The organism is Terrabacter sp. P5_B1, from assembly GCF_056400505.1.
Map to the genome: position 1 here is coordinate 1 of NZ_JBFULD010000021.1, position 22,364 is coordinate 22,364.

Sequence of the window (22,364 nt, forward strand, 5' to 3'; positions counted from 1 at the left end):
CGCCTGGGTCGTCGTGCCCCACGAGGCCTCCACCGACGCAGCGGTGCGTCGGGTGCGCGAGCTCGCGCTCGCCGTGGGCTCGGCCGTCCGGGTCATGCCGGCCCACGAGCACGACGAGGCGGTCGCGGCCGTGTCGCACGTGCCGCAGCTCGCCGCGAGCATCGTCGCCGCGTGTCTGCGCGAGCTGCCCGAGTCCGCCGTCGGACTCGCGGGACAGGGGCTGCGTGACGTGACCCGGATCGCCGCCAGCGACCCCCGGCTGTGGACCCAGATCCTGGCCGGCAACGCGCCGGCCGTGCGCGACGTGCTCCGTCACGTCCGCGACCAGGTCGACGACGTCGTCGGCGCGCTCGACTCGCTCGTGGACGCCGACGGGGACGGCGCGCTCGGCACCCTGAGCCACGTCCTCGAGGCCGGCAACCTGGGCCACGCGCGGATCCCCGGCAAGCACGGTGCCCCGCCCGCGGCATACGAGGTCGTCTCCGTCGTGGTCCCGGACGAGCCAGGGTCGCTCGCGCGTCTGCTCACCGACGTCGGAGAAGCCGGCATCAACCTCGAGGACCTGCACCTCGAGCACGGGCTCGGGCAGGCCGTCGGAGTCGCCGAGATCTCCGTCGTCCCCGCCTCCGTCGAGCCGCTGCGAGCCGAGCTGGCCCGGCTCGGGTGGCGCGTCYACGACTGAGTCCCGGCTCGCGGGCGGACCCGGGCAAGGCACTATCGTCGTCCGCATGCCGCAGATCCCCGAGGAGCACCTGTCCGGATTCGTCGTCGCCGTAGACGGACCCTCCGGCTCCGGAAAGTCGAGCGTCAGCAAGCAGGTCGCACGGTCGCTCGGCTTCGGTTTCCTCGACACCGGTGCCATGTACCGCGCGCTGACGTGGTGGTGCCTCCACGAGGGCGTGGACCTCACCGACGCCGAGGCGGTCACCGCTGCGGCACAAGGCTTCCCGCTGGAGATCGGCACCGATCCCGACGCGCCCTCGGTCGAGGTCGACGGCACCGACGTCGCGGCTGCGATCCGCGAGACGGGCATCTCGACCAACGTCTCGGCGGTCGCCGCCGTCATCCCCGTGCGCGAGATCCTTCGGGTCCTGCAGCGGCGACTCATCTCCGAGGCCGCGCAGGCGCGGGGTGGCGTGGTCGCCGAGGGGCGCGACATCACGACCGTCGTCGCGCCAGATGCCCCCGTGCGCATCCTGCTGACCGCCTCCGAGGAGGTACGACTGGCCCGTCGCTCCACGGAGCTGCACGGAGCCGCCGACGTCGCCGCCGTGGCCGCGACCCGGTCCCAGATCGTCGACCGCGACCGGGCCGACTCGGCCGTGTCCGAGTTCACGGTCGCGGCCGACGGCGTGACGACGATCGACACCTCGCACCTCGACTTCGAGGGCTCCGTCGCTGCCGTTCTGCAGGTCGTCCAAGCGGCCCGAGCATGAGCCGAGCGTCCGGACCGGCGCGTTCGGGCGCCCCAGTCGCGCCGCACCCTCGTCGGGCCGTCGTCGGCCGCTGGATCGGCATCGGCATCTTCCACACCCTGTACCGCGGCCGGGCCTGGCATGCCGACCGGGTGYCGCCCACCGGCCCGGTCATCCTCGTCGCCAACCACGCGGCGTTCCTCGACGGGCCGTTCGTCTTCTCGCTCTCGCCGCGCCCCGCCAACTTCCTCGTCAAGCAGGAGGCGTTCAGGGGCTTCTTCGGCTGGCTCATCCGTAACGTCGGACAGATCCCGATCGACCGCACCGTCGGGGACCGCGTCGCGCTGACAGCGGCGACGGCCGTGCTCGAGCGCGGGGGAGCGGTCGGGATCTTCCCCGAGGGCAACCGCGGCGGCGGCGAGGTCGAGCAGGTCAACCAGGGCGCTGCCTGGATCGCTCTGCGCACCGGAGCGACGCTGGTGCCCGTCGCCGTCCGCGGCACCCGGGTGCCGGGCGGGTCCGCCGACGCGTGGCCACGACCGCGGAGCACGCTCGACGTCGTCTTCGGGGAGCCCTTCGAGCTCGACGTCCCTGACGGCATACCGGGCCGTGAGCGCCTGCGGATGGCCAGCGACCAGCTGCGCGCAGCCCTCGCGTCACACGTACGCTCCGCGCGGTGGGAGAATGGCTCTTCACAAGACGTTCACTGATTCGAGGACACCGTGACTGACGAGACCGCCCGCCCCATCGACGAGGGCGCTCCGATCTCGACCCCCGACCCCATCGACGGCTCTGTCTTGACCCCCGAGGTCGACGACGCCGCCGTAGAGCGCGCCCTGCGCGCCGGGCTCGACGACTTCGAGCTCAGCCCTGAGGACCAGGCGCTGCTCGACGCCCAGGGCCCGCTCGCCGACGACGGCGCGGCCCAGGGCCCGCTGCCCGTGGTCGCCGTGGTCGGCCGCCCCAACGTCGGCAAGTCGAGCCTGGTCAACCGCATTCTGCGCCGCCGCGAGGCGGTCGTCGAGGACGTGCCCGGCGTCACCCGTGACCGGGTCTCGTACGAGGCCGAGTGGGGCGGGCGCCGCTTCACCATCGTCGACACCGGCGGCTGGGAGGCGGACGCCACCGGCATCCACCWGCGTGTCGCCGAGCAGGCCGAGATCGCCATCGACCTCGCCGACGTCGTCATGTTCGTCGTCGACGCCACCGTCGGCGCGACGGACGACGACGAGGCGGTCGTCAAGCTGCTGCGCCGCTCTGGCAAGCCGGTCGTGCTCGTGGCCAACAAGGTCGACGACCAGCGCGGCGAGGCCGATGCGGCGATGCTGTGGAGCCTTGGACTGGGTCAGCCCTTCCCCGTGTCCGCCGTGCACGGCCGGGGGAGCGGTGACGCCCTCGACGCCATCCTCGAGGTGCTGCCCGACGTGTCGGCCCATGGCGCGTATGCCCAGGGCGGGCCGCGGCGGGTCGCGCTCGTCGGGCGCCCCAACGTCGGCAAGTCGAGCCTGCTCAACCGCCTCGCCGGCGAGGAGCGCGTGGTCGTCGACGACGTCGCGGGCACCACCCGCGACCCCGTCGACGAGCTCATCGAGCTCGGTGGCAAGACGTGGCGCTTCGTCGACACGGCCGGCATCCGTCGCCGGGTCCACCAGAGCCGTGGCGCCGACTTCTACGCCTCGCTGCGCACCCAGACCGCCCTCGAGAAGGCCGAGGTGGCCGTCGTGCTCATCGACGCCGAGGAGCCGATCGCCGAGCAGGACATCCGGGTCGTGCAGCAGGTCATCGACTCGGGCCGCGCCCTCGTCATCGCCTACAACAAGTGGGACACCCTCGACGAGGAGCGCCGCTACTACCTCGAGCGCGAGATCGAGAAGGAGCTGGTCCAGGTGCCGTGGGCGCCCCGGGCCAACATCTCCGCCCGCACCGGGCGGCACATGGACCGCCTCGTGCCCGCCATCGAGACCGCGCTCGAGTCCTGGGACTCCCGCGTCCCCACCGGCCGGCTCAACGCGTTCATGGGGGAGATCGTCGCTGCCCACCCGCACCCCCTGCGTGGCGGCAAGCAGCCGCGCATCCTCTTCGCGACCCAGGCCTCGACGCGTCCGCCGCGCTTCGTCATCTTCGCGTCCGGCTTCATCGAGGCCGGCTACCGCCGCTTCATCGAGCGCCGGCTGCGCGAGCAGTTCGGCTTCGAGGGCACGCCCATCGAGGTGTCGGTGCGCGTCCGCGAGAAGCGCCGCCGCTGACCTCGGGGGAGTCCGTACGGCCCATGGGGGCCGATTGGGACCAGCGGCACCCGGTGCGCTACTGTTCCTTTCGCCCCGAGGGGCATTCGGGCTGTGGCGCAGCTTGGTAGCGCACTTGACTGGGGGTCAAGGGGTCGCAGGTTCAAATCCTGTCAGCCCGACCGATTGGGGCCTGACCTGTTCACACAGGTCAGGCCCCGTTTTCATTCCGGCTCCGACTCTTGGAGATCGCTGCTGAAGTTTGCTCCTTGGGCCCAGTTTGGGCCCACCACGTCGAGAAGGCTGTACCGGCCTGGATCAGCTCGTCCGAGTCGGGGTGGAGGTACCGGCCCGTCACCGCGGGGTCCTGGTGCCCGGCGACGCGCTGCAGGACGTAGAGCGGGACGCGCTGTCCGCCATCCACGTCAGCGCCGTGTGGCGCAGCCCGCGCCGCACCAGCCCAACGAGCCCCAACTGGGTCACCACCTGGTCCCACTTGGTCGCGTAGCGAAGTCGACGCTCCGGAACGTGTCACCTCGGTTTGTGGTGCACGGTGTCCCGGTTGGCGTAGCCGATCGTCGGGTCTGAGAAGTTTGCCGTGAACGGTATCGGGCGTCATCACACCCTGAGGTCAACGTGTGCGGGCGCCTCGGTGCGCCGCCCCGCAACGGACAAGGTACAGCGGGCTCCCTTCCGGGAGCCTGCGCTTCGCTTCCTAGCCAAGCATGCGGAGCGACGCGCACGAGCCGCGGCGGGGATTCGGAAACCTCGCTCGGGGCTTGACATCGCACGTCGGGCTGGCTTACGAGCTCAGCGCTCAGAAGAGGTGTTCCGCTCTGATTTCAGCCGCCGGACGGCTGCGCCGACGACGATGCCCTCGGAGAGCGCGGAAACGATCCCCAGCGGCTCGAGCCAGTTGCCGACGTCGTCGCCGAGCTGCGGGAAGGTGACGAGCGGGGTCGCAGCGTAGCCGACGATCGCCGCGCCGCAGGCCAGGCCAGCGAGGGTCTGCCCGGCCGGGTGCGAGCTGACGAGCGAGATGCCGGCCAGCAGCAAGCAGGCCGTGGTGAGCAGGATGAACAGCACGCCCGTGTAGGGCGCCTCGTCGAGATGGGGACCGATGACCGGGACGTGCGCGGCGGCCGCGACGACTAGCGCCACGACCAGTAGCAGCCGGGCCGGCTGCCGGATGAGGGTTTTCACGGTTCAGCCGTTCAGTGAGGGATCGTGAACGTGTGCATGGGGGAAGGGGGGTCGGGCCGCCCGCACATCCCGACCGAGTCCGGTCGGCGTCGTCGCCCGGCTGGCCCCTCCACCTCGTGGCCGAAGCACACGGCCAACATGGCCCAGGCGATGTGGCACGGCGGCGCCGCGGATGCCGCCGACGGCGGGCGCGGCTGGACGCGCACCGTCGGCTTCCTCCTTCGCCGGCTTCTCGTCCAAACTCCTCGTCCGGCTTCTTACCGTCCGAGGCCGGCGCGGGCAGCGGCTGATCGGGCCGAGCTGCGGCTGATCGGGCATGGATGGTCCGGTGTGACCCATTGGTACACCTGCGGGGCCGCCTCGCAGACGAGACAGCCCCTCGGGTTTATGCACCTCTTCTAGCCGATGTGAATCCACTTCGCCGTGGAGGGGACACCGGTGCTGTTGACGAGGAAGAGCATGTACCAGCCGGCGATGCCCACGGTGGGCGAAGGGGCCACCGCGGTGAGTCCCGTCGTTGTCGGCGTTGTGCTGAGGGTGACGATCCTTTCGTCGAAGTTGACGGTGTGGGTTGCGGAGCCCGAACGGATCAGCACGGCTGTGCTGGTGGTGTCGGGAGTCGTGATCGTGAAGCTCGCCCCGTTGTTGGCTTGGGAGGGCGCCGAGGTGATCGTCGGACGCCTCCCCTGGGACAGGTAGGGCGGGGAGAAGATCTCGTCCGTGTTGCCGCCGCCGCCGGCGCCGGTGTCGCCGGCCGAGAACACCCGGCCATCGGGCAGCAGGACCGCCGAGGAGTGGTAACCCCGACGCTCAGCCTGGGCGGCGAGCGTCGCCCAGGAGTTGCTGGCCGGCGTGTACATCAGGGACGTGTAGATGGCGCCGGCATAGTTCCCGGAGGAGTTGCCTCCGATGCCGGCGATTTGGCCGTCCGGCATCAGGACCGGGCTCATGTGCCCCCGGCCCTGCGGCAGCGACGCCAAGGGGGACCATCCGGCGGTCGGGTTGGCGGCGTCGAAGGTTTCCACGGCGGAGGTAGCAGTGCCCTTGACAATGCCACCGATGAGCATGACCTTCGTGGAGCCGGAGGCCGGACCCGGGAGAAGAACCGCGCCCTCGCCGCTACCGTGCTTCAGCTTCGGCCTGGGGTAGGAGGTCCAGGTCCAGGTGCTGGGATCGAGGATGGACGTCGAGCTCGAGGTGACCTCGAGGACCTTGCCGGAGGGCAGAACCCACTGGTGCGGGTAGAGGCCCGAGGGGTGGTTCGTCCCGACCTTCTTCAAGGTGCCCACGTTGCCCGTTTGAGGCGGCGTCCACAGCTCCACGTCGGGGTTCTTTGCGCCGTTCATATCGAATCCGCCGCTGATCACAACGGTGCCGTTGGGCAGCAGGGTCGACGTCGGGTAGTAGCGACCCATGGGGCTGGACGGTTGCGATGTCCAGGTGAGTGTGGCCGGGTCGAAGAGCATGATGTTGTTGATGCCACGTGCGCCCTTTGCGTGGCCACCCACGACGAGAATCCGCCCGTCCCGCAGCGCGGTCATGGATCCGCACTCGACATCTGCCGGAGGGTCCGTCTCGGTTGCATTGCCGGTGACCGGGTCGTAGACGTAACCCTGGGTCGGCCGCAGGTTTCCGAAGACCAGAATCTTGCCCGTATGGAGCATGACCGAGTGGACCCCGATGACCCGGGGATTCGCTCCTGGCGGCGTAAACGGCGCCGACCATGATCCGCTCGTCGCTGCGTCGGCCGTACTGAGGGCGGGCCCCCCGGCCGCTGCTGCGGCCGGGAAGTTCGAGGCCGCCAAGACGACGGCGATGGCCCCCACTGGCCAAGAGATTTTCTTCATATTTCCCCCCTCGTGAGTCGCCCTGGATTTGGCGACATGGAACCAGCATGAAGACCAGTCGCCGCGGGTGTCCGGGTTTCCGCGAAATTACTGGGCCGTGGCAATTTATGTGCATTCCGCGCTCCGGATGAATGAATGGCGAAGTGACAAACGGCAACATTTCCGAGATTTTCATTGCTTTTATCCGTTTCTTCATAGGGTTGTTTTTGTCGGCTAGATGACGTTCTGGACCCTGCCGTCGTTTCCGGCGGCGGCGACGGCGGCTGGGTGGCGGGCGGGGCGGCCGGGTTGCGGGGCCGGCGGCAGTCGTCGAGATTGCGTGGGGGCGCGTGGGGCGCGCGCGTTGGGCGCGCCTGGCACTGGTCTCCTGTCGGTTCTTGTCGCCCGCCTGTGCGTGCGAGCCCCGGCTCGGAACCCGCCCGCCTCGGGCCCCGCCGCTCCTGCTGACGGGGTTGAATACTTCATCCACGTGACGGACGGGATGGTTCATCCGAATGACCCATCCTTTGCCTACGGGTGGGCGCTGCAGCAGAACCCACGCACCCTCGCCGGCATCGATGACGCCGGTCGCACGCTGCTGGTCACCGTCGGCGGCCCCCAGCCTGACCAGCTGGGACTGTCCGTTCCGGAAGAAGCGCGGGTGGCGCGAGCACTGGGCATGCGAGAGGCGATCAACCTCGACGGCGGCGGCTCCACGGCCATGAGTGTCGACGGTCGCCCCGTCAACCATCCATCCCTCGGACGCGTCCGGAGAGCGATCCGTCGGCGATCCCATCGTCGTCCGCTGAGGTGGGCTGGGAAGCTACTAGGTGCGTCGGTGGCACATGTGGGGTGAGAAGTGGGAGACGCCTCACTCGCCGTCGAACCCGATGTCTTCGCCGCGCAGCACCCGGAATGAAAGCGTGGGCCCAAATTGGGCCCAACGGCCTGCACACGATGCCTATTTCGACACTCAGGTCGCCGTCTTGCCCTCGTGCCCGCACGTGCTTGATGACGCGCACCGATCTGGGGGTCAAGGGGTCGCAGGTTCAAATCCTGTCAGCCCGACCGAATGAAGCAGCAGCGTAGAGGCGGTCTCGGAGGAATCCGAGGCCGCCTTTCGGCTTGCTCCTTCACCGTTTCGCCTMATAACCCGCGAACGGCCGCCGGACCGTCACGCCCGCCTCAAGGCAGAGCCGCGTGAACCCGTCGGAATACGCCGCAGGCCGCAGCGGAACCCCGAGGGCGTCGACGACGACGTAGCCGCTGTCGCGGTACGCCGACCCTGCGGCGAGGTACTCCTCGGCCTGCCGCGCCCGCATCCTGCGCAGCAGGGTGACGGTGGCGGGGTGGATGGCCTCGACGTGAACGGCCCGCACTCGCTGCCTGCTCTTCGGGTCCGGCTCAGCCGGCTGCCGCCAACGCCGGTGGGCGCCGTCGGCCGAGGGCGTAGGGGACGCCTCGACCTGCCATGGCCAACGTGCCTCCGATGCGGCGTGGCCACGAGGGATAGGACGGGGGCGGAGCCGCCAGGTCGCCGACGCTCAGGAAGTGCGCCCGCACCTGGCCGATGCCCTCGAGGTCCAGGTCGATCCCCTGCATGGCCATCTCCGATGCGGGCCCATGACTGTCTCGCAATACCTCGTCGGTGAAGAGGAGGTACTCCGGCACGTCGACCGAGTTCTTCAGCATGCGGTGAACGTGGATGACGTCCAGGCCAACCAGCTTCTTGCGGCGCTTGATGGCCTGGGTGGCGACCTCCCCGACATGGGCCACGAACTTGAGCTTCAAGTCCGTGGTCTGCTTGCAGCTACCGCACGGGCAGAGGTTGAGCTGGATGAGCTGGCGCTCCCGATGGAAGGCGGCGTGCATGGCGATGGCCGCACTGGTGATGGCGTCGAGCACATCGCGGCTCTGCAGGCTCTGTACATCCCGCGAGAGGAAAGCCGCGTCACCCTCGATCTCAATGAGATCGAACCCGCGTGCAGCGCTGACGACTTTGCCCAGCATGCGGGCCGTGGCAGCTTCCGCATGCCCGAGGACGCTGCGGTGGAACTGCATGTATTCCGTGTATCCACCGATGTCAGCGATCACCAGCACCGCTCGCCGGGTTGACATTGCTCGAATGTAACAGCACGCGGCCCGTGTCGGCAGGCTTGAGACGACGACCCGAGGACCCCGAAGTCTTGGTCGGCGGAAGGCGACGCGCCGACCGTCGGCTCTGGCCATGCCCGCCGCGGCAGACCCCCGAGCCGCCCTCAAGGTGGTGGCGCCGGCGGATCCGGGCCCGGCATCTCGGGGTCGAAGCGGTCGAGCATCTCCTCGACACCGAGTGCGGCCTGGCGCGCGCTCGGCGTGAACCCCAGGACGATGGGCAGGAACCGGTCCGAGAGCAACCCGAGCAGCCGAACGTCGCTCCGGGCCACGACCGTGGCCGTCCGGCGAGTACGCCGCAGCAGGGCGATCTCCCCGAAGCCCTCGCCGGGACCGAGGGTGACGAGTATCCGGCCGTTGCCTACCACGTCGACCTCACCGGACTCCACCACGTAGTAGCGGTCGCCGACGTCACCGCGATGGAAGACCACGTCACCGGCAGCGACGTGGAGCGGCTCCAGGCCGCGGGCGAGCTGCTCGACGGAGGGCAGCGGGAGGGTGCGCAGCATCGGGATCCTCTGGAGCAGGCCGACGTCCTCGTCGTGCGCGCCCACGGTGTCGTCGAGCGCCCGCAGCCGCCACCACGACACCGCGGCCAGCACGGGGCACACGAGCCCGATGACGACCAACGCCGGTCGGAGCCCCCACGCCCCGATCGCCCAGGAGGCGACGACGGCCCCGACGCCGATCGACACCGCAACCAGGCTTTCCAGCACCCCGAAGACCCGGGCCAGCACCTCGTCCGGTGCCATGCGTCCCAACAGCGTGAAGCCGGCGACGTCGATGAGGGCGTTGCCGACGCCTACCAGCGCCAACAAGACGAGCGCCACGGCGTCCCTCGGCACCACACCGACCAGCGCGATCGGCAGTCCCCACAGCGCGACGCCGGCCGCGAACCAGGCGCCGAGACGCTTGGTGCCGACGAGGAGCGACGCCGCGAGGGATCCCAGGACGGCGCCCACGCCGACGGCCGTCATCAGAGTGCCAACTCCCGGCTCCCCTCGGCCGAGAAGCTCGATGGACACCACCACGGAAAAGACGGTCAGTGACCCGCGGGTGAAGCACTGAGCGGCCGCCAGGCCGAGCACCAGCGCCAGATCGCGGCTGTGGGCGACCACGGCAAGCCCCTCGATCGCCTCTTGCACCAGGCGCGGCCGGACCGGAGTCGAGGGGCGCGGTGGGGCGTCGTACCGCAGCCGCAGCAGCAACCACGCGGACCACAGCGAGGCCGCGGCGGCAACGGCGAACACGAGATCCACGTCCGCGACCTCGAGCAGCACCGCTGCGGCGAGCGGTCCGACCAGCGTGGAGGTGGAGTCCAGCATGCCGCGGACCACGTTGGCGCTGGCCAGCTCGTGCCCGGTGTGACACAGCGAGGGCAGGAGCGCCGAGTGCGCCGGCCGGAAGAGGGTCGCGGCGATGGTCGACAGCACGGCCAAGGCGTAGATCGCGGCCGGCGCACCTCCTGTCGCGGCCACGACGGCGGCGGCTGCGGTCGCGACGCCGCGCAAGGTGGACACCGCCACCAGGACGCGTTCTCGCCGCCCGCGGTCGGCGAGGGGCGAGAGCAGCGGGGCGCAGACAGCGGAGGGCACCATTCGCAGCAGTCCCACCAGCCCCAGGGCTGTGGCACCACCGGCGCGGTAGGCCACGATGCCCAGGGCCACGGTGAACGCCCACTCGGCCGTCCAGGCGCCGAGGAAGCTGAGCTGGGCACGGCGCAAGTCAGGATTGCGGGCGTTGCTGGTGAAGGCCGCGGCTGCATCGGCCAGCCGTTGAGCGCGTCCCGCCCTACGCATGGGCCGACTGTAGGACCAGGGCAGGCACCGAGGGACGCGATCGCGCCGGCGGCCTCCCGTCCGCATGCGCTACTCGATGCCCGTTTGTCCAGGGACGGGATGCTGCTGCCCGGGACGCAGGGCGCCGGCGGCGCTGGTGCCCACTTCGGGACCACCTGTTGTGCTGTCGCGCTCAGGCTCATCCGGATGGCCCTGCGATGGACGGCCAGTATGCCGTCATCGACGTCCTCGACTTCGACGCCCGGGCCGTCGTCGACCGCTGGCCCGGCAGTTTGGCCCGGGGGAGTCGGGGCAGAGCCCCCCGGTCGGTCGTGACGTCGCAGAGGAATGCCGCTCGCCCTGGTCGGCTATCTGGAGCACCAGGGCGAGCGGCCGTCGTGTCAGTCGATGTCAGGCGCGGGTGTCGTCATCCGTGAGCCCGGGGCCATCGGCCTCGATGCGCTCCTGGCGGACCTGCTCGGTGACGGTCTCCTGCTCGGTGACCTGCTCCTTGCCGAGGCGTACGCGCTCGACCGGGACGRCCTCCTTGGCCACGACGGGCTGCTCCTCGTGGAGAACGACCTCGTGCTCCTCCTCGGAGATGGCGGGGCCGTCCATGGCCTCGCCACGGTTGGCCTCCGTGATCGGCTCGCGCTCGATCCTGACCTCCTCGCGGGTGACCGGGACGGTCACCTTCTGCTCCTCGGTGACGACGTACTTGCGCAGCCGCGCCCGACCGGCCTCGCGGGTCTCGGTGCCAACGTGGAGCTGCTCCTCGGAGCGGGTCATCGCCTCGTCCGTGGTCGGACCGGACGTGTCGTGCCCGACGATGCCCTCGCCCCTGTCACCCGTGCCCGAGCCCGTGTGGGAGAGCTCGTAGTGGGCGAAGAGGCGCTGCTCCTCGGCCTCGTCGAGGTGCCCGTTGTCGGGGTCGACGTTCGGGGCGTCCTTCACGTGGTCCTTGGTGTAGGGCACGGTCAGTCCGTCCTGGGTCAGCTCCGCGTTGCGCAGGGGCACAAAGGTCTCGTTGGTGCCGAAGAGGCCGGTGTTGACGGTGACCCACTCCGGGTCGCCGCTCTGGTCGTCGACGTATGCCTGTCCGGCTCGGCCGATCTTCTCACCGTCGGTGCCGTACACGGTGGTGCCCGGCAGCGTGCTGAGTTCGTTCGTGCTGATCATGTGCTTCTCCTTCACGTGGCCCGGCGTTGTGACCCGGCGCCTCGACCCGAAGAGGTCGAGCCCGGACACAACGGCCGGATTTCGGCTGGATCTGCTTCGCGGGAGGGCAGGCGCCCTCTCGCGTTGGCGGCCCACCGGCAGCTCTTGCCGGTGGCCCTGAGGCCGGCCCTGACGGCTTGTCGATGAACTGGCAGAACTGCCAGGACCGGCACAGGTGGGAGCGTCAGACCGGGGTGCGGCCGCATGCGCGACTGTGTCGACCCCGCTGACGCGGTGCGCTCAACGGCGCGAGTCGAGCCCGTCGTCGATGACGCGAGTGGCACCGGCGGCAGGGCGGTCGTGGTAGAAGTCGTCGGCTGCGCGCGCCTCGACGTCGTCGCGACCGGCCTCGTCGTAGCGGGCCTTGGCAGCCTTGGCCTGATCCGCGACGCTGGGCGCGCGCTGCACCTGGGCCTTGATCCGCCCGGTCTCCTGCGACATCGTCTCGAGGTACTGCTCCCAACGCGACTGCATGGGACGGACGAGGCCACCACCCACGCCGACGATGAGGATGCCGGCGACGGTCGCAAGGACCGCGATGAGCACCGGAGTCGTGACGGTGGTCGCGATGCCGACCTGGTTCAGGGCCGCGATGATCCCGAGCCCGAGGATGAAGACGCTGGCGATGTTCGCGAGGACCTTGCCGTAGGACAGTCCGCCCAAGGTGTTACCGATGAGCTCACGAACCGCGGCCGCGATGGCGGAGGCCACGACGACGATGATGATCGCGACGACGGCCTTGGGCAGGAAGGCGATGACACCGGTGATGAGGTCGCTGATCGGGTTCGGCCCGAACACCCCGAACGCCAGTTGCAGGACGAAGAGCAGGAGCGCGTAGTAGACGAGCTTGCCGACGATCCCGGACGCGTCGTACTGGCTCTTGGCCAGCGCCTTCTTGATGCCCCCGCGCTCGACGGCGCGGTCGAACCCGACCCGCTCGAGGACCTTGTCAACGGCCTTGCCGATGGCCTTCGCGACGAACCAGCCGATCAGGAGGATCAGCAGGAATGCCACGAACTTGGGGACGAACAGCGCCACCGATCTCCAGAGATCGGTCAGCGCCGTGCTGAGATTGTCTGTCATGGTGCGGGGTCTCCCTTACGTTGTAAGTCGATCAGGGAGGACATACCCCTGTCGGGCCACCGAGCCACGCGCGGTCGCAAAAGATCCGAGGGACGCACGTCTCGCCTGCCCTGCGCGACGTCAACTCCGCCCGTTCCCTACCCCCTTGCGGGGAACTCACACGCTCTTCTCGCTGTGACCGTCCGAAGCCGCTCCGGCGGATGGGTCCGCGAAGGTTTCGTGGTACCACCGCTGGGGATGCGGTAGACAAGAGACGGACTGAGAAGGAGGCCGCCATCTCTGCGACACGCCCACCAGCACAGCCGCCGGCAGGCGGAGAGGCTTCGGCCGCAGCGCCCACTGTCCCCCGAACAGCGCTGACTCGAGAGCGCATCATCAGTAGCGCCATCACGATGATCGACACCGAGGGGGTCACCGCGCTGACGATGCGCAGCCTCGGAGCAGCGCTCGGCGTGGAGGCCATGTCGCTATACCGCTACGTCAACGGCCGCGAGGACCTCCTCGAAGCCGTGGTCGACGCCTTGGTCGACACCATCCAGGTCCCGACCGGCAGTCAGCTGCAGCCCGCCGACGGATGGCAGGCCTTCCTGCAGGTGCTCGCTCATGATGTCCGCCGCCTGGCACGCGAGCACCCGGCAGCCTTCCCTCTCATCGCAACCCGTCACCCAGCCGCGCCATGGCTGCGACCGCCTCTTCGCAGCCTGCGGGTGGTCGAAGCCTTCCTCGACGGACTTCGCAGCCGTGGGTTCAGTGACCGGCAGGCGGTCGCGGCATACCGCACGTTCACGAGCTTCCTGCTCGGGCACCTGCTTCTCGAAGCGGCCATGCAGGGTGCCGAGATGTCTCCCGCCGAGGAACCCCTCGACGAAGGGGACGCGGACCTGCCCAACCGGGACCAGGAGCTCGACCTGGGCGAGTTCCCGACACTCGGCCGGCTGAAGGCGCCGCTGACCGAGGACCACACCGATGAGGAGTTCGAAGCCGCCCTTGAGCACCTACTCGTTCGACTCGATCTCGAACTCGCCCAGTAGCCGGAATGGCCGCCGACTGGCTGCGCGCCCATCCGCTGGTCGACATGGGCCCCAGCGACCCCACCCGGCATACCGGCGGTCGTGCCGGGCGAACGCCTCACGGCCGAGGTCCTGGACCATCTGCGCACCGACCTGCGCGCCGTCGCCGCGAGCCAGCAGGGCTGCTCAGGGCGCTGCCACCAATGTGAGGGCGTCCGCTATTCGGCCGATTTCGATGCTGGCCTGCGGGTCCTCGGTCGCGAGGACGGCGGCCAAGGTGGTGACGCGCTCGCGGGCGTCGGCGACCTCGGCACCCAGCTCCGAGGGCGCGGGGAGGGCGCCGAGGTCCCCCAGTGCGCGGGACTGCGCACCGAGTTCGCTGCAGGCAGTCGCCAGTTCGGGTGAGACGACCCTGGACTCGGACATCACGGCGGCGAGTGCCCGCGAGTGCGCGCCACAGGCACCGAGCACGCTGAGCCGGTGGCGCAGCCGTCCGCGGTCGACGCCGATCAGGCCGCCGCGGGCGACGGCGCGGTAGGTGTTCACGACCTGGCGCCCCCACGCATCCAGACCGACGGTCAAGGCCAGAAGATCGCTGTTCCGGTTGCCGCGCAGGTGGTCGGCGCACCCGTCCATCAGGTCGGCCAGCTGGAACAGGAAGCCCGAGCGGGCCGCACGGGCAGTCGCTCGAGTACCGGTCGGCAGAACCAGGATGGAGACGGCCACGCCGATGGCCGCACCCGCGGCTGTCTCCTCCAGGCGGAGCACCAGCACCGCGTCGGTGAAGGTGTTCAACAACGTGTACAGCTGCCCGAGGAGCAGCGTGATGAAGAAGATCATGGCGGCGTACGACAGCTGCTGAAGGTAGAACGCCAGGAAGATGCAGGCGAACAGTGCGGTCAGGACCGCTACGGGACGACCCGTGGTCACGTGTGCCAGAGCGATCGCCCCGACCAGTCCGGCCATGGTGCCGACCACGCGGGCCACGCTGCGCTGGAGCGTCTCACCAGAGTTGGACGCGCCGGTGAAGGCGATGAACGCGGCGATCACGGCCCAGTAGTACCGCTGCGGGGAGATGGACTCGCCGACGATGATGGCCAGCGCGGCCGCCAGCGCGGCCTGCACCGCTTGACGGGTCGTCAGCTTCAACCGGGCGGGTGACCACCACCCGTGGCTGCGGTCGTCCTCGAAGACGCTGGAGGCGACGGCCGCCGATCCCGGCAGGTTGCCGGCGAACAACGTGACGACCGGCTCGAAGTCGGCGTCGGTCTCCGTCGTGTCGAGCGGGTCCTCGTCAGCACGGTTCGCGCTCGGGTCGTCCAGTCGTCCGGTGTCCCACTGCTCGACCAACCGCAGCAGGTCTGTCGCGGCCCACGTGAGCCGTCGAAGCCCGGGGATCTGCGTGGTGGACTCCTGCTCGAGCGTGTCGATCCGAAGGTATGCCTGCTCACCGATGCCCCATCCGAGCGCCTGCAGGAGGAGGCGAATGTCGCTCAGCTGCCCGGCGGGCAGCTCGTCCTTGTGCCGCGCAAGGTCGACCACTGCGGCAGCGGCCTCATCCATGGCGATCTCGAGATCGACGGTCCACCGGCGCACCTGCCCACGCCGCAGGCCCGCGGGAACGGCGCGGGGATCGGCCAGCTGGCCATCCATGAGCAACGCGATCTCCGAGAGCTGCACCAGCTGCGTCCGCAGCCGGCGCTGCGGCCCCGGCGCGTCCGGGTCTTCCAGCACCTCCAGCATCGCTGCGATGCCCGCCCGGGACCTGGCCCGCAGCGCCTCGACGGTACGCCGCAGGCGCACGCGCGGGTTGCCCCGCAGAACCGTCAGGAGCAGCAGCCCCACCCATGCTGACGCAACCACGATGGCACCGATCAGAAACGGCAGGGCAGCCAGCGGCGGGTGGAGGAACAGCGCGATGAAGAACCCCTGCCAGGCCAGGAAGCCGTAGGTGAACCACCGCGGCCCGAACCGGCGGACCCAGACCGCGACGAAGGAGACCACGACGAACGTCACCAGCCCGAGCACGTGCCGTGCGGAGGTCACCACGCCCAGCGTCGCGCCCACCGAGGCCGCGACGGGAACGCCGGCCATCGTCTTGGCCGTCTGCGTCCGGGAGGGTTCACTGACCAGGGTGGAGGCGAGCATGGCCACGATCGCGCCGATCAGCACGGCCAGGGTCGGAGGAAGACCGAGCACGCGGGCGTACACCGACTCCACGAGCACCGTCGTGCCGACGGCAAGCACCGCCTTCAGCCCCTGCCGGAGCCGCCCGAGCCCGGGGTCGGAGGCGACCAGCCGGTCACGAGAGTCGCGCAGTGCCGTCCTGAGCCGGCCCGCCCCAGCCAGGGGGAGAACCCGGGACCAGCCCGCAACCGTGGGTGGGTGCACAGGAGCCGATCTTTCCAGACGTCCCGAAACCGGAGTTCGCCGGTTCCGGACCCGGCGTGCCGAGCCTTGCCGTGGGACCATCGGGCCATGGCGAGTGAGTCAAGGAGCGGGTGCGGGGCCTTCCTCGATGGCCCGGTGGCGCCAGACGGGCGGCCTGTGGAGCCATGACGTACTTCTGGGTCGCCGTCGTCCTGGTGCTCGTGCTCGGCGTCGGGCTCATCGTCTGGGGCTCGCTGTCGGGACCGGGACGCTCGGGGCGCGATGCGTCCGCCCGCAGGACTGTCCAGACCCAGGTCGGGGCGGGCCTGGTCGCCATCTCCTTGGGCGTGCTGGTGATCGCCTACCTCACGGCCAACTCGTCCTAGGCCGCCCTACCTCTGGGTCACCACCGCCCGCGATGCACGACTTCGTCGAAGGGGCGTCGGTCCAGCCGCTCGATGACGACCAACGGTTTGTCCGCCGGATAGCCGACGGAGAGGAGGTAGGCCAGGAAGCGTCCTTCGGGAAAGCCCAGAACGGCCCTGGCCTGGTCCTGGTCGGCGGCCGCGGCGTGTCCTGTGCCGACGCCCAGGTCGGCTGCGGCAATGGTCATCGCGTACGTGGCCTGACCCAGGTCGTACTGGAGAAGAGCCGACTGCCGATCGTCCTGCGGCTCTGCCGCAATGATGGCGATCGCGGCCGCCGCGCCACCGACGTGCTTGGCGCCTTGCCAGACCTTTGCCAGCTCGACGAGTTGCGCCCTGTCCGTCACCAGGACGAAGTCCCACGGTTGCCAGTTGCCGGCCGACGGGGCTCGCCGCCCGGCCTCGAGAATCCGGTCGAGCGCCTCGTCAGGCACCGCCTGCTCGGTGAACTGCCGTACGTTTCGTCGCGCGCGGAGGGCATCCCAGGTCTCCATGGTGCCAATCCTGCGCTTCCGTCGCCATGCTGACCACCGCCTCCGCACTGGCTCGGATTCCCCGACCACGAGCTGCTCCCTGGTCGTGGGAGGACGAATGTCTCGAGCGGTAGGATTTGTCATCGACGTCGACTTCCTCCGTCCGACGGCGCCGACGTCATGAGCGACATCCCCGCCGGAGGCGTGGACGTCACTGCCACCCCTCTTGCTCAAGGACCACGATGCCGCCTTCCTTCAAGGACCCGACGGAGGAGAGCGCTGCGAGGATTCGCGATATCTCGGGCACGGACGACGATCCCGGCGACGTCTCCTCGGCCGCCGCCTTCGCCAGCCTGGCGCGGGCCCTGACCGAGACCCCCGGCTTCGTCCCGAAGCTGCAGCTGATCACAGCTGCCGCAACAGAGCTTGCGCCGTGCCATTGGGCGTCGATCGCGGTCACTGCGCATCTGTCGGCGCTGCCCGCCAAACGATCCGCCTCCACGGACCCGGCACTCGGGGCAGCGATCGCCGACATCGCGGGCAGTACTGGCTCGAGCCCGGGCATCGACGCCTTCGAGCGCGGGGTCACCGTCTCGTGTCCCGACCTGGCACGTGAACCTCGCTTCCCCGAGTACGCCGCCCGCATGCTCGCCGACACCCCTGTCAGGTCCGTGCTCTCCACGGCCATCCGGATTCACGAGGTCACCGTGGGTGTCCTCACGTTCTACGCCGCTGAGGCGGGCGCGTTCGACGACAGGTCTTTTCAACGCGCCCACCTGCTGACCGAGCACGCCGCTGCCGCCATCGCCGCGGAGCTCAGCGAGGACCGCGCCGACAACCTGGAGGCGGCCCTCACGAACAGTCGAATGATCGGCACGGCAGTCGGCATCCTCGTCGAGCGGTTCCGCATCCCGCCGGGTCACGCGTTCGCGAAGCTGCGGGAGGCGAGCCAGGACACCAACCGCAAGCTAAGCGAGATCGCCACCGAAGTCGTCGAGACCGGCACCCTCGCCGGCGACGCCGGAGAGGCACTCGAGATTCCCTGACGTTCGCACGGGCCGTTTGTGGTCGTCGGCGTGGACCGCGCCGCGGTGTCACCGGTGGCGACTCCGGCATCGGGCGTGCGATTGCCCTCGCCCACGCCGTCAATCTGGCGGCAGCACTGGGCCCTGAGGGAATTCGCGTGAACGCGGTTGCCCCACGACCCATCTGGACGCCTCATGAACCTGCAGCATGGAACGAGGAAGGTGGCGTCGACGAACGCCGGCGACAGGGGTGCGTGGCGCGTCCGTTGGGTATGCACTACAAGACAGCCCGAACTCGAAGGGAGACGTCATGCCACGCAACAGCAGCGGGCCCCGCGACATCGGGGTCAGAGGGCGATCGACGATGAGCAAGTCCCAGCTCATTTCTGCCCTGCGCGACCACTGACGCATCTCCGACCTCGCCCCATCCGAATCGCTGAAGGAGAGGTTGCACGATGACTTTGACCGCCGTTGCCCTCAACTGCACGCTGAGCCCGTCACCCGCCGAGTCGAGCACCGAGTTGCTCGCCCAGCAGGTGCTCGACGCTCTCGCCGAGCACCGCGTGACGGGAGCGATGGTTCGCGTCGTCGACCATGATGTCCGCCCCGGCGTCGAGCTCGACATGGGGGAGGGCGACGAGTGGCCAGGCATCCGTGAGCAGGTCATGGCGAGCGACATCCTCGTCCTGGCCACCCCGACGTGGTTGGGCCAGCACAGCAGCGTATGCCAGCGCGTCCTCGAGCGCCTCGACGCCGAGCTCTCCGAGAAGGACGAGCAGGGCCGGCCGCTGACCTACGGCAAGGTCGCCGTCATCGTCGTCGTCGGCAACGAGGACGGCGCCCATCACATCAGCGCGGTCTGTTTCCAGAGCCTGAACGACGTCGGCTTCACCATCCCCGCAGGCGGCGTCACCTACTGGAACGGCGAGGCCATGCACGGCACCGACTACGCGGATCTGCCAGAGACGCCGGAGACGGTCGCAAGCACCACGAAGACGCTGGCCGCCAACGCGGCTCACCTTGCAAGGCTTCTCTCTGCAGACGCCTACCCACCGTCGGACGAGGCGTGACTGCTGGATCGGCCTGACCGCTCCAGCCCAGCGCCCAGAGGTCGGTGGGCGGCGAGGCCACCTGACGCCTCGGCGAACTCGCGCAGCGCCATCACGAGGGCGCGGCGGTCGAGCCCTCCTTCCGGGCCAGAATCAGCCGGATCTGCTCGGCCCGCGCGTGCATGACCTCGCAGCCGGCGCTGACGAACATCGGGACTACGGCGCGAACCCTGACCTTTGGTGCACGGCCCTGTGGTTTCAAGGCCGTGCACCTGGGGCGACGGTGGCAGCCCGCCCCTCGGAGGTCTCTAGTTGTGCCCAGCCTTTGATCTGTCAGCCATGGGGCTTCAGCTGCACCTTGATGTGGCCGTCCTTCTTCTCCTGGAAGGCCTTGTAGGCCTCCGGTGCCTGCTCCAGGGGGAGCCTGTGCGTGGCGAAGTCGTCCACTCCCAGAGGATCGTCGTCCGCCAGGAGCGGCATGATCTCGTCGACCCATCTCTTGACGTTGCACTGGCCCATGCGCAGCTGGATCTGCTTGTCGAAGAGCGTCAGCATCGGAATCGGGTCTGCCGCCCCGCCGTAGACGCCGCTGAGCGAGATCGTGCCACCGCGACGGACGATGTCGATCGCGGAGTAGAGCGCGCCGAGGCGGTCGACCCCCGCCACCTCCTGGATGGGCGCGGCGATGAACCGGGGGAGGAGCCCCGCCGCCTTCTGCACGGCCTTCGTGGCCGGCGAGCCATGGGCCTCCATGCCGACGGCATCGACGACCGCGTCCGGCCCCCGGCCGCCGGTCAGGTCACGGATCACGTCGCCGAGGTCGTCCCCGTGCTCGGTGAGGTCGAGAACCTCGACTCCGCGGTCGGCCACGCGCTTCAGCCGCTCGGGCACGAGGTCGACGCCGATGACGCGGTAGCCCTTGAACGCCCCGATGCGGCACGCGAAGTCACCGACGGGACCGAGGCCAAGGACCACCAGCGTGCCTCCGTCGGGCACGGCGGCATACTCCACGGCCTGCCAGGCCGTCGGGAGGATGTCGGACAGATAGGCGAAGCGGTCGTCCGGCGGACCCTCGGGCAGCTTGATGTGGGTGAACTGCGCCTGCGGCACCCGTAGGTACTCGGCCTGGGCGCCGGGCACCTGACCGTAGAGCTTGGTGTAGCCGAACAGCGCAGCGCCCGTACCCTGGTCGCGGACCTGGGTGGTCTCGCACTGCGTGTACAGCCCGGCCGAGCACATCCAGCAGTGCCCGCAGGAGATCTGGAAGGGGATCGCGACCCGGTCGCCCACTTTCAGGTCGCCGGTCTCCCCGCCCACCGCCTCGACGATCCCCATCGGCTCGTGACCGATGATGTCGCCCGGGGTCATGAAGGCCGCCAACGGCTCGTAGAGGTGCAGGTCCGAGCCGCAGATGTTGGTGGTTGTCATACGCACGATCGCGTCGGTCGGTTGTTCGATTCGGGGGTCGGGCACGTCCTCGACGCGCACGTCCTGCTTTCCCTGCCAGGTGACTGCTCTCATGTGACTGCTCCGTAGCTCGTGCGGGCGCTCGATGACGCTTCCTTCGTGCCCATAACCGTGGAGCCGTAACAACAGGCGGGGAAGCAGCGTACGAGAAGCCGCCCTCAGACCGCGTCGCGGTCGCGCGGATCGTGCTGTCCCTCAAGGAGTCCCGTAGCCGTCTGCAAGAACTCCCGTGGGACCACCTGCAATCCGCAAGGAATGCGCAATGTTGCCCGAGGCGCACCATTTTTGGCGCTTTGAGTGCCAATATTTCCCCAGCCACGCACCAAGAAACGGTAAAGCCACTCGAGGGAAAGGTCATGGACGACTCCATGAGCACTCACAGGACGAACTCCAAGAACGCCCGGAACTCGACGAAGAAGAGGTCCGTCGCCCTCCTCGCCGCTGGAGTCATCGGACTCGCGACGGCCGGCGGCGCCTACGCCTACTGGACGAGCCTCGGTGGCGGCACCGGAACGGCCACCACGAAGGCCGGTTCCACAAGCGCTCTCGTGGTCACGGGAAACGCCACCGGCGCCATGTTCCCCGGAGACTCCGAGCAGACGGTCACCGCGACGGTCAAGAACACCGGCACCGAGAACTACACGGTCAATTCAGTCAAGGCCTACGTCACGACCGACAAGGCCGGCTGCGACGGGTCGAACTATCTCATCGGCGGCGGTGCGGCTCCGACCACTTCCGACAACGCCGTCGCCATCACCCTGGACTCCATCGACCTCGCCCCTGCCGCGACGACGACGGGCACCTTCAAGATGCAGTTCAACAACAAGACCGACACGAAGCAGGACGCCTGCAAGGGCGCCGCGGTGACGATCCACTACGTCGCCAACTGAGACCCGGGCGGGGTGGGAGCCGACTGGACCCCGGCGCCCACCCCGTTCGGCTTGACCGAGGCCATCAGGGCAGCACTCGACACCGTTCGGACCGCGGAGGACCACGTGAACACGCCGATCACTGCCAGGCCTGCTGGCCTGGGGTTGCTCGGAGTCGTCGTCGCCCTCCTGCTGGCGCTCCTCGGAATGACGCGCGTCGCGCCAGGCACGACGGTCGAGGCCCCGGTCCGCCACCGGCTGTCCGTCCTGGCGCTCGACGGCTCCAGTCGTGAGTCGGCGACCTCGGCACACTCCTTCTCCTACCGGGACGCGCCACGGGCATACGGTCTGCGGTTCGCGCTGGCAGGTGACGTCAGTGACCTGGCACCCGGGCTCTGGCGCGAGGTCCCGGTCCGGGTCAGCAACCCGAACGGCGTGCCGATCCGCCTGTCCGGCCTCACCCTGACGATGAGCCCGGACAGCACTCCGAGTGGCTGCCTCACAGCGACCAACCTCGAGGTCCGGCAGCCCGGGTTCGTCACCGGCCTCGTCGTGCCGGTTCCCCCGCGGGCCACGGTCACGCTCCCCACCGAGGGCGTCTCCGCAGCTTCGATCCGCCTCCGAAACCTGCCGAACGTCAACCAGGACGTCTGCAAGAACAAGGCTTTCACCCTGATGTGGTCTGCGGCGGCCGAGCAGTGATGCGCCCCCGAGCCACCCCGAAGCCGCGCGCACGCCGTGCCGCCCCGAACCGCGGCGTGCGCGCTCTCGGCA

The 22,364-nt window shown here is 69.5% G+C and carries 21 protein-coding genes, 1 tRNA gene and 1 pseudogene; 13 read left to right on the forward strand and 10 right to left on the reverse strand.

Annotation, left to right across the window (positions count from 1 at the left end):
* From AC1DP0_RS03025 to AC1DP0_RS03045, 5 genes are all read left to right on the forward strand, one after another.
* The coding region (locus AC1DP0_RS03025) for a prephenate dehydrogenase dimerization domain-containing protein (RefSeq protein ID WP_478082415.1) at positions 1–682 on the forward strand (682 nt) is incomplete at its 5' end.
* A 46-nt stretch (positions 683–728) separates the two neighbouring features.
* Positions 729–1,436: a (d)CMP kinase gene (gene cmk / locus AC1DP0_RS03030; protein ID WP_478082416.1), complete on the forward strand. Its 708-nt coding sequence runs from the start codon at positions 729–731 to the stop codon at positions 1,434–1,436.
* Positions 1,433–2,125 carry a lysophospholipid acyltransferase family protein gene (locus tag AC1DP0_RS03035; RefSeq protein WP_478082417.1) on the forward strand — a complete coding sequence of 231 codons (693 nt, stop codon included), beginning with the start codon at positions 1,433–1,435 and terminating at the stop codon, positions 2,123–2,125. The genes cmk and AC1DP0_RS03035 overlap by 4 nt, the downstream gene beginning before the upstream one ends.
* A gap of 12 nt (positions 2,126–2,137) precedes the next feature.
* On the forward strand, positions 2,138–3,661 hold the full coding sequence (der, locus tag AC1DP0_RS03040; protein ID WP_478082418.1) for a ribosome biogenesis GTPase Der: 1,524 nt from the start codon (positions 2,138–2,140) through the stop codon (positions 3,659–3,661).
* An 87-nt stretch (positions 3,662–3,748) separates the two neighbouring features.
* Positions 3,749–3,822, forward strand: a tRNA-Pro gene (locus AC1DP0_RS03045).
* A gap of 628 nt (positions 3,823–4,450) precedes the next feature.
* Here AC1DP0_RS03045 and AC1DP0_RS03050 read toward each other — a convergent pair.
* Both AC1DP0_RS03050 and AC1DP0_RS03055 read right to left on the reverse strand, forming a co-directional pair.
* On the reverse strand, positions 4,451–4,843 hold the full coding sequence (locus AC1DP0_RS03050; protein ID WP_478082419.1) for a hypothetical protein: 393 nt from the start codon (positions 4,841–4,843) through the stop codon (positions 4,451–4,453).
* A 398-nt stretch (positions 4,844–5,241) separates the two neighbouring features.
* A complete protein-coding gene (locus tag AC1DP0_RS03055) occupies positions 5,242–6,690 on the reverse strand; it encodes a galactose oxidase-like domain-containing protein (protein WP_478082420.1) in 1,449 nt (482 codons plus the stop codon).
* Positions 6,691–7,171: 481 nt separating this feature from the next.
* On the opposite strand from AC1DP0_RS03055, the gene AC1DP0_RS03060 reads away from it, so the two are divergent.
* A complete protein-coding gene (locus AC1DP0_RS03060; RefSeq protein ID WP_478082435.1) occupies positions 7,172–7,525 on the forward strand; it encodes a phosphodiester glycosidase family protein in 354 nt (117 codons plus the stop codon).
* Between the two features lie 277 nt (positions 7,526–7,802).
* Here the strand turns inward: AC1DP0_RS03060 and AC1DP0_RS03065 are convergent, their stop codons facing one another.
* From AC1DP0_RS03065 to AC1DP0_RS03085, 5 genes are all read right to left on the reverse strand, one after another.
* Complete coding sequence (locus AC1DP0_RS03065) at positions 7,803–8,048, reverse strand: hypothetical protein (RefSeq protein WP_478082421.1); 246 nt, start codon at positions 8,046–8,048, stop codon at positions 7,803–7,805.
* A 25-nt stretch (positions 8,049–8,073) separates the two neighbouring features.
* Entirely contained in the window at positions 8,074–8,787 is a 714-nt protein-coding gene (locus tag AC1DP0_RS03070) for a DUF2652 domain-containing protein (protein WP_478082422.1), read from the reverse strand.
* Between the two features lie 140 nt (positions 8,788–8,927).
* Entirely contained in the window at positions 8,928–10,622 is a 1,695-nt protein-coding gene (locus AC1DP0_RS03075; protein WP_478082423.1) for an MFS transporter, read from the reverse strand.
* A 390-nt stretch (positions 10,623–11,012) separates the two neighbouring features.
* The gene (locus AC1DP0_RS03080) at positions 11,013–11,780 is read right to left on the reverse strand and encodes a DUF2382 domain-containing protein (protein ID WP_478082424.1); all 768 of its coding nucleotides are present in this window, start codon (positions 11,778–11,780) and stop codon (positions 11,013–11,015) included.
* A 279-nt stretch (positions 11,781–12,059) separates the two neighbouring features.
* Complete coding sequence (locus tag AC1DP0_RS03085) at positions 12,060–12,902, reverse strand: membrane protein (RefSeq protein WP_478082425.1); 843 nt, start codon at positions 12,900–12,902, stop codon at positions 12,060–12,062.
* Positions 12,903–13,102: 200 nt separating this feature from the next.
* On the opposite strand from AC1DP0_RS03085, the gene AC1DP0_RS03090 reads away from it, so the two are divergent.
* The gene (locus AC1DP0_RS03090) at positions 13,103–13,933 is read left to right on the forward strand and encodes a TetR/AcrR family transcriptional regulator (protein WP_478082426.1); all 831 of its coding nucleotides are present in this window, start codon (positions 13,103–13,105) and stop codon (positions 13,931–13,933) included.
* Between the two features lie 165 nt (positions 13,934–14,098).
* Here the strand turns inward: AC1DP0_RS03090 and AC1DP0_RS03095 are convergent, their stop codons facing one another.
* Entirely contained in the window at positions 14,099–16,303 is a 2,205-nt protein-coding gene (locus AC1DP0_RS03095; RefSeq protein ID WP_478082427.1) for an FUSC family protein, read from the reverse strand.
* A gap of 164 nt (positions 16,304–16,467) precedes the next feature.
* Here AC1DP0_RS03095 and AC1DP0_RS03100 point away from each other — a divergent pair, with 164 nt between their 5' ends.
* On the forward strand, positions 16,468–16,668 hold the full coding sequence (locus tag AC1DP0_RS03100; protein ID WP_478082428.1) for a hypothetical protein: 201 nt from the start codon (positions 16,468–16,470) through the stop codon (positions 16,666–16,668).
* A gap of 17 nt (positions 16,669–16,685) precedes the next feature.
* On the opposite strand, the gene AC1DP0_RS03105 is transcribed toward AC1DP0_RS03100, so the two are convergent.
* Positions 16,686–17,201: a nitroreductase family protein gene (locus AC1DP0_RS03105; RefSeq protein ID WP_478082429.1), complete on the reverse strand. Its 516-nt coding sequence runs from the start codon at positions 17,199–17,201 to the stop codon at positions 16,686–16,688.
* Between the two features lie 221 nt (positions 17,202–17,422).
* Here AC1DP0_RS03105 and AC1DP0_RS03110 point away from each other — a divergent pair, with 221 nt between their 5' ends.
* From AC1DP0_RS03110 to AC1DP0_RS03120, 3 genes and pseudogenes are all read left to right on the forward strand, one after another.
* Positions 17,423–18,226 (forward strand): GAF and ANTAR domain-containing protein, encoded by an 804-nt coding sequence (locus tag AC1DP0_RS03110; RefSeq protein WP_478082430.1) that lies wholly within the window; start codon positions 17,423–17,425, stop codon positions 18,224–18,226.
* Between the two features lie 98 nt (positions 18,227–18,324).
* A pseudogene (locus tag AC1DP0_RS03115) lies at positions 18,325–18,426 on the forward strand (SDR family oxidoreductase); the annotation flags it as partial.
* 234 nt (positions 18,427–18,660) lie between these two features.
* On the forward strand, positions 18,661–19,275 hold the full coding sequence (locus AC1DP0_RS03120) for a flavodoxin family protein (protein WP_478082431.1): 615 nt from the start codon (positions 18,661–18,663) through the stop codon (positions 19,273–19,275).
* Positions 19,276–19,587: 312 nt separating this feature from the next.
* Here the strand turns inward: AC1DP0_RS03120 and AC1DP0_RS03125 are convergent, their stop codons facing one another.
* Complete coding sequence (locus AC1DP0_RS03125) at positions 19,588–20,775, reverse strand: zinc-dependent alcohol dehydrogenase (protein WP_478082432.1); 1,188 nt, start codon at positions 20,773–20,775, stop codon at positions 19,588–19,590.
* Positions 20,776–21,089: 314 nt separating this feature from the next.
* Here AC1DP0_RS03125 and AC1DP0_RS03130 point away from each other — a divergent pair, with 314 nt between their 5' ends.
* Both AC1DP0_RS03130 and AC1DP0_RS03135 read left to right on the forward strand, forming a co-directional pair.
* Positions 21,090–21,611 carry a hypothetical protein gene (locus tag AC1DP0_RS03130; RefSeq protein ID WP_478082433.1) on the forward strand — a complete coding sequence of 174 codons (522 nt, stop codon included), beginning with the start codon at positions 21,090–21,092 and terminating at the stop codon, positions 21,609–21,611.
* Between the two features lie 105 nt (positions 21,612–21,716).
* On the forward strand, positions 21,717–22,292 hold the full coding sequence (locus tag AC1DP0_RS03135) for a hypothetical protein (protein WP_478082434.1): 576 nt from the start codon (positions 21,717–21,719) through the stop codon (positions 22,290–22,292).
* Positions 22,293–22,364 lie beyond the last annotated feature (72 nt).